Origin of the sequence: Empedobacter falsenii, assembly GCF_013488205.1 — a bacterium.
Taxonomy (GTDB): domain Bacteria; phylum Bacteroidota; class Bacteroidia; order Flavobacteriales; family Weeksellaceae; genus Empedobacter; species Empedobacter falsenii_C.
Map to the genome: position 1 here is coordinate 3,586,114 of NZ_CP040908.1, position 6,387 is coordinate 3,592,500.

The following is a 6,387-nucleotide window of genomic DNA, read 5'->3' on the forward strand; positions in this document are numbered from 1 at the left end:
AAACTTGAAAAAATAAGATTATACCACTTAATATGATTAATTTTACAAAACAAAATACTTTAACAACGATAAAATATCGTATTGAAAAGAATATTATTTGGATGGAAACATTAGATCAAACCGATTTAGAATTATTAAGAATTCTACAAAAAGACTCAAAATTGACAGTAAAAGCCATTGCAGCTTTAGTTAATTTATCTCCTTCGCCCGTTTTTGAACGTATAAAAAGGTTGGAACAACAAGGTTATATCAAAAATTATAGAGCCGTTTTGGATGCCGAAAAACTAAACAAAGGCTTTATGGTTTTTTGCAGCATCAAGCTAAAACAACATGATCGCACAATTGGGAATAAACTTGTGGAAGATATTTTGTTGATTGATGAAGTGGTGGAATGTTATAATATTTCGGGCGAATATGATTTTATCTTAAAAGTGCAAGTTTTGGATATGAAACAATATCAAGATTTTGTTTTCAATAAATTGGGTGCTTTAGAAAGCATCGGAAGTACACACAGCTCTTTTGTGATGGCTGAAATAAAAAATACGTACGGAATCAATATTTAAAAAAAACAAAAGGTTGAGCAATGCTCAACCTTTTTTCCACAAATAAATAACACACTACTTTTTGATTACCTTGAAAGTAGAATTGTTAACTTTTATGATGTAAACACCTTTTGGTAAAGAGGAAACATCTAATTGATTTTTCCCTTTTTGAAGTGTTTTCTCTGTCATTTTAGTTCCTGTAATAGCGAAAATTTCGGCTTTTGAAGCTTCATTTGTTTCAATAAACAATACATTATTAACAGGATTTGGATAAACATTTACAGCAGATTTAGCTAAATCATTTGTACCTAAAACGGCTGATGAAATTGTGATGTTTTGTGAAACAACTTTTCCATTCGAATTAAAAGAAAGTTTGATTTTAGCTGTTCCATTTTTTAATGGATTAATCACTAATTCTTCCTTATCATTAATCGAAATTTCAGCTACTTCATTATTCTCGATGATTTCTAAATCTTTTACAATCGCTGCTGATAAATTATCAACATCCGAAACTTTATCTTTCAAATCAATTGTTGTTGCTGTGTTAATTTGATAAGTTGTCTCTAAATCATTGATAATTGGTGCCGCATTATCTGGAAAAACAGGCATTGAAGGAAACCAATAATACTCACTTAATTTCACCGACTCTTTAAGAGTTCCATTATCAAAAAATCTATGCACAAAATTAATTTGAGAATTAGTTCCCCAACCTGAACCAATAGTAGTTAATACTAGTTCGTTTGTCAACGGATCAATTCTTAAACCTGCTCCATAATATGTTTCCTTTGGTGTTGTATCTTGACCAGGAATCTCTATAAAACTTTCTTCAAATTTATTATTTGTTACATCGTATTTCACAACATTGATTCCTGATAAAAAATAAATAGTATTATCTTGTGTTGAAGAACAAAAAGTACCAGCATTCCAAGCAAAAGGAGCTGGAACTGTTTTCGTAGGAATAGCAATTTCTGAAGTTTCTAAAGTAGTAGGATTTATTTTGACTAATTTTTTAGATAAAGCTCCCCACACATTTCCATCTTTAGATTGAACTACAGAAATAAAACTTCCAGCAATCGTTTGTTTTATTTGATGTGTTTTTGGGTCGATAACTAAAATTCCTCCAGTACTTGAAACAGCAAAAACAAATTTAGATGTACGAATCATATTTCCTACTTGACCAACTTTAGAAGTTCCATCGATTATCGAACCAAGTTTCATATTTTCGATATCAAACAAATAAAGTCCACTTGAAGTTCCTACATATCCTGTTTTAGCATCAACCCCTACAAAACTTCTTCCATCACCACCAATTGTTTCGAAGCTGGCTTTTTTCTGTAATGTTTTCGAGTCAGCTACAACTAAACGATTTTCTTGTTTCGAAACAATGAAAAAATTATCGCCATATATTGTTCCATATTGAGAAGTTACACCAAATTCTTCACCAGGATTAACTGTTTTATAAACATTATAATCAACCGAATCATTTGCATTGATAAAATTAATTGCCCCATTTGCTTTACCAAACCAGTCTTCATTCACAATAAAAACGCCGTTTGTGTATTCTTTTGTTTGTGCAAAACTTGTTTGAATTGCAGCTATTGTAAAAATCGAAAGTAAAAATTTCTTCATGTATTGTTTTTTTAGAAATCCGAAACCATCATCCATGAATGACAGCCTCGGATAAAAATATTTAGAATGTTAGATTATTGTATTTTTTCTACTTTTAATTTATCCATTGTAAAGTATAATGCTGTGTTTGCTCCCCAATTTCCTACATCTGTAGTTTCTAAAAAGAACATTAAATATTTAACTTCTCCTAAAGCAGAAAGATCCACATCTTGCCAATTTGTTGAAATATTATTTATTCCATTTCTAAAATCAACAAAATAATGAGTTACAGGTTTTTCTGTAGTCAATTGTTTATTTGCTGAAACACCATAAATATGAATCGCGAAATAATCTCCTTTTACAAACTTTCTTGCATATGCATCACCATTCAAAATCCCATAATATGGCCACGGACTAATAGCTAACTTTACATTTTTTGCTTTGTATTTATTAGCTGTATCAGTAATTTCTACTACACTCGAAAATCTGTCAATCTTAACTTCTTCTCCATATTTCAAAACTTTCTCAGATGGTTTGTGATCAGCGAAAGAGACTAAAAATGGTGTTCCTTGTCCATCTGCACCACCTTTTGCCATTGTACCCCATTGATTATCTAACCAACCGCCTTCTTTATCTATTTGATCAGAATTGTCATTACTATTAGAAACCGTGAATCCCATCCATGTTAAATACTCTGGCCAAGCTGTATGTTTAAACTTGAAAATACCTGAAGTTAATTCAGCGTCTTCTGTATAAGTACCTTCCCAAATTTTTCCTCCGGCTGTAGCAGTTCCTTTTGTTAAATCAAACTTTGATAAATCTAAAGTTTCATATTTTTGTTGATCTACTAATTCAGTATTGTCGTCATCATTATTACAAGAAGTCAATAAAAAGATTGATGATGTAGCAAATAAGAAATTAAAGAATAATTTCTTTGTAAAATTAAAATTCATTTTATTTAGTTTTGTTATATTATAAATGCAAATCATAAGCACCTGCAACTTCTGTTGAGATTTCGCCTAACCAACCCGCTTCTTGATTTGTTGCTGTGTAAACTTTGATAAAATCGATTCCTAATAATTTAACAGGATTTCCATTTTTATCAACAGCCCAATCAATATCAATATTTGAATCTTCGCTGTTGTTTGGTGCATTATCAACATAACCATAAGCCAGTTGTTTACCAGTCCAAATACCATTATTTACAGTATAATTATTTGGTAATAATGTCCCTGTAAATTTTAGTTCATTTTGCCCAAACCACAATGGATAATATGATTGTTTATGATAAGAATTTTTAGTTTTATAACCTGAGTTTCCTTGATTATCAGACCATTTTATATACTCAATATCTGTTTGCCATCCAATAGTACCTTTTACAGGCGTTTTATTTTCGTCTGGCTTAGTATACGTTATAGTGTAATTTTTTATTGTATTTGGATTCGTGTACTCACTTCCTGCAATTTCGTACCATTCGTCGTCATCTGGTTTTCCATTTTTATTTTTATCATATGCAACCATCACAATTCCAGGTTCAGAAGATCCAGCAAAACCATTTCCTAAAACTTTAAAATCGCGTTTGTTTGGTTGGTTCATAATCGTATGGTCAAAACCAAATACCACATATCCTCCGTAACCTCCAAGTGTAATCATTGTAGATTTTTCTCCTACTAAAGCCTTAGCAGCTTTGGCTGTCATATCAGCTTGAGTTTCTCCTGTTACATAAGCTGGTAAAGCATTTGTGAATTGTCCAACTGCTGGCAAATAATCAAAGACTTGAGAAATATATTTACTGTAAGTAGATAATTCTTGTGTAACATTAACCTTTGTTTTTATCGTTTTAGAAGTTACTCCTGAAGTAATTTCTAATGTTAAATCATAAGCACCAACTTTATCAGAAACAAAACCTAAAGTTTTCTCATTGCCAATAATTTCATTGCCAAGTTTCCATGTATATGTTGCATTTTCGAAACCAGAAACAGTTGGTTCAATTAAAACAATTTTTAAACGTGTTGCATCATAAGATACTTGTAAAGTAGCATTATCAGGATTAATCTCGATAATGTTTTCATCATCACTACAGCTTTGTATCAAAACAAAACTTAGTGCGGTTAGTAAGATTTTAGAATATTTCATATGTAAATTTTATTTATAGACAAAAGCAAAGTGAGCAGGAATATTTCCAGCGGCAGTTTTCCATTTAAAAGCACCATTTTTATCAAAACAATAGATGTAACCCATCGAAACATAATTTCCGACATCGGTTAGAAAAAGATCTTTGGTTTGAGGATTTACAGCAATTCCGTAAGGCGTTTCGATTTCATTAATAACAGGATCATTGACCAATGTTTTGTTGATAACTTGTTCTGTTTTGGTATCAATTACACCATAAGTTTTTGTGTATTCGAAAGTTGTGTAACTAAATTCGTTTGAATAATAATAGAGTTTGTTATCAACAATTGTAAAGTTAGAAACAGGAATATCAAATTTCTTTTTGATTTGATGCGTTTTACTATCCAACACATATAAATTTGATGGAACGTTGTAATAATCACCACGAGAAGTCACATATAAATCGCCATCTGCATCTTTTTTTAAACGATGAAGGTTTACTTCAACATCAATTTTATTAGTTTCTTTAAACGTTGATAAATCAATCACAGAAATCGTTTTATCATATTCAGGAACTCGATATCCTCCTGAGTTTGCTACATACAAATTATTCCCAACAACTTCTAATTCTTCTGGCTGATAACCTACGGTCACTTGTCGCGTAACCGATAAATTAATCGTATCTATTTCGACCACTTTTCCCAAAGGCGCTTTCGGATCGATTGTAACAGGACCAGCATACGAAGATGCATAAGCTTTCCCATTTGCAAACGTGATGTAACGACCATTTTCTAAAGGAATTGTTCCCAGATGTTTGGCTGTTCTTACATCCATTACTTCGATAAAATTTGATACGTTGATAACCGCATATAACTTATTTCCATAAATTTTGATATCATTCCCAACATCTCCCAATTCCTTTACCATAGTAGGATTTACGGTTGCATATATATTTCTATTATAGGTTCCTGTTGTAAAATCCATATAATCTACCGAAGCCATATTACTTCCCATTTTTCCTTCGTTTAGTAAATAAAAACCAACAACATCTGTTTTTTCGGGATCGGTTACACCTTCTTCCTCTTTCTCGATCAAATAAGTATCTTGCTGACAAGCATAAAAAGTAATTGCTGTTAAAAAACAGACGAATAATTGTTTGAAATTTCTCATAAGTTTGCGCTTAATATTAGCTTGAATTGTCTTCCTGGCATTGGATAATTTAAAACCACATCATATTGTTGATTCAAAATATTATTTAATTCAAAAGAAACTTTGAATAGACTTTGATTCAACCTAAACTCTTTATGTATCCCTAAATCATTTGTAAACCAAGGATTAAGACGATTTGTTTTGATGTTATCTTGATGAACATTGTAACGTTCTCCCACATAAATAAAACTGTAATTAAAATTCCATGTTTTATAAGAAGCCGCTAAAACAAAAGAACCACTATGTTTTGGTGTATATGGAATTTGATTTTTGTAGTAACTTTTTTTAGGATTCGAATAATCTAACGCTTGCAAAAAACCATAGTTAAGCATTGGCGAAACCTCTATTTCTCCTAATTGAAATGTTGATCGAATTTTAACATCCAACCCTTTTATTCTGACTTCATCCAAATTGAGCATCGTGAAACGAAACAAACTTCCAGAAGGCGCAGCCACAATTTTATCAGTTACTTCATTGTAAAAAGCATCGGCTTGAATCGTAATATTTTTGAAGAAATTTTGAGATGATTTAGAATAAGTAAAACCAACATTATATTGTGTAGAATATTCTGGTCGAAGATTCGCATAACCAATGTCTGTGTAGTATAAATCGTTGAATGTTGGCATTCTAAAAATACGTTTATAAAACGCTCTGATATTAAAATCGTGAGATTTAAATGGTTGATAGTTGGCAATAATTGTTGGCGTCCATACATTTTTATCTGGAGCACTTGTGTTCATTTCTACTGATTCTTTTACAAAAGTTCCTAATAAACTTCCTTGTAAACTCAAACCTCCAAGACGATAAGTAGACGCGAACGCTACAAGATTTGTATGACGAGTAGGAAAAGAAAAATTCTTTAAATCTGCTCCCATATTATTAAACTGATAATCTGTTGCAACATTCACATCCCAAT

The 6,387-nt window shown here is 31.3% G+C and carries 6 protein-coding genes (1 of these 6 only partly in view); 1 reads left to right on the forward strand and 5 read right to left on the reverse strand.

Going from position 1 to position 6,387, the window contains the following annotated elements; all coding sequences use genetic code 11:
• Positions 1 to 101 precede the first annotated feature (101 nt).
• Positions 102 to 563: an Lrp/AsnC family transcriptional regulator gene (locus tag FH779_RS16710; protein WP_038336827.1), complete on the forward strand. Its 462-nt coding sequence runs from the start codon at positions 102 to 104 to the stop codon at positions 561 to 563.
• Positions 564 to 617: 54 nt separating this feature from the next.
• Here the strand turns inward: FH779_RS16710 and FH779_RS16715 are convergent, their stop codons facing one another.
• The 5 genes from FH779_RS16715 to FH779_RS16735 all read right to left on the reverse strand — a co-directional run.
• Entirely contained in the window at positions 618 to 2,171 is a 1,554-nt protein-coding gene (locus FH779_RS16715) for a DUF5074 domain-containing protein (RefSeq protein ID WP_244957983.1), read from the reverse strand.
• A gap of 74 nt (positions 2,172 to 2,245) precedes the next feature.
• A complete protein-coding gene (locus FH779_RS16720) occupies positions 2,246 to 3,103 on the reverse strand; it encodes a DUF4465 domain-containing protein (protein WP_219034856.1) in 858 nt (285 codons plus the stop codon).
• 19 nt (positions 3,104 to 3,122) lie between these two features.
• On the reverse strand, positions 3,123 to 4,286 hold the full coding sequence (locus tag FH779_RS16725) for a PKD-like domain-containing protein (protein ID WP_180905508.1): 1,164 nt from the start codon (positions 4,284 to 4,286) through the stop codon (positions 3,123 to 3,125).
• Between the two features lie 9 nt (positions 4,287 to 4,295).
• Positions 4,296 to 5,432 carry a YncE family protein gene (locus FH779_RS16730; RefSeq protein ID WP_180905509.1) on the reverse strand — a complete coding sequence of 379 codons (1,137 nt, stop codon included), beginning with the start codon at positions 5,430 to 5,432 and terminating at the stop codon, positions 4,296 to 4,298.
• A protein-coding gene (locus tag FH779_RS16735; RefSeq protein WP_180905510.1) for a TonB-dependent receptor crosses the window boundary here: on the reverse strand, positions 5,429 to 6,387 show its final stretch. It continues 1,039 nt past the right edge of the window; the window shows 959 of its 1,998 coding nt (coding positions 1,040–1,998); the start codon falls outside the window, past its right edge — the gene reads right to left on this strand; it ends in the stop codon at positions 5,429 to 5,431. Before FH779_RS16735 ends, FH779_RS16730 begins: the two co-directional genes overlap by 4 nt.

Bases quoted from the DNA above. Each gene is read 5' to 3' on its own strand.
- FH779_RS16710 (WP_038336827.1), top strand. From the start codon at position 102: ATGGAAACATTAGATCAAACCGATTTAGAATTATTAAGAATTCTACAA.
- FH779_RS16715 (WP_244957983.1), bottom strand. From the start codon at position 2,171: ATGAAGAAATTTTTACTTTCGATTTTTACAATAGCTGCAATTCAAACA.
- FH779_RS16720 (WP_219034856.1), bottom strand. From the start codon at position 3,103: ATGAATTTTAATTTTACAAAGAAATTATTCTTTAATTTCTTATTTGCT.
- FH779_RS16725 (WP_180905508.1), bottom strand. From the start codon at position 4,286: ATGAAATATTCTAAAATCTTACTAACCGCACTAAGTTTTGTTTTGATA.
- FH779_RS16730 (WP_180905509.1), bottom strand. From the start codon at position 5,432: ATGAGAAATTTCAAACAATTATTCGTCTGTTTTTTAACAGCAATTACT.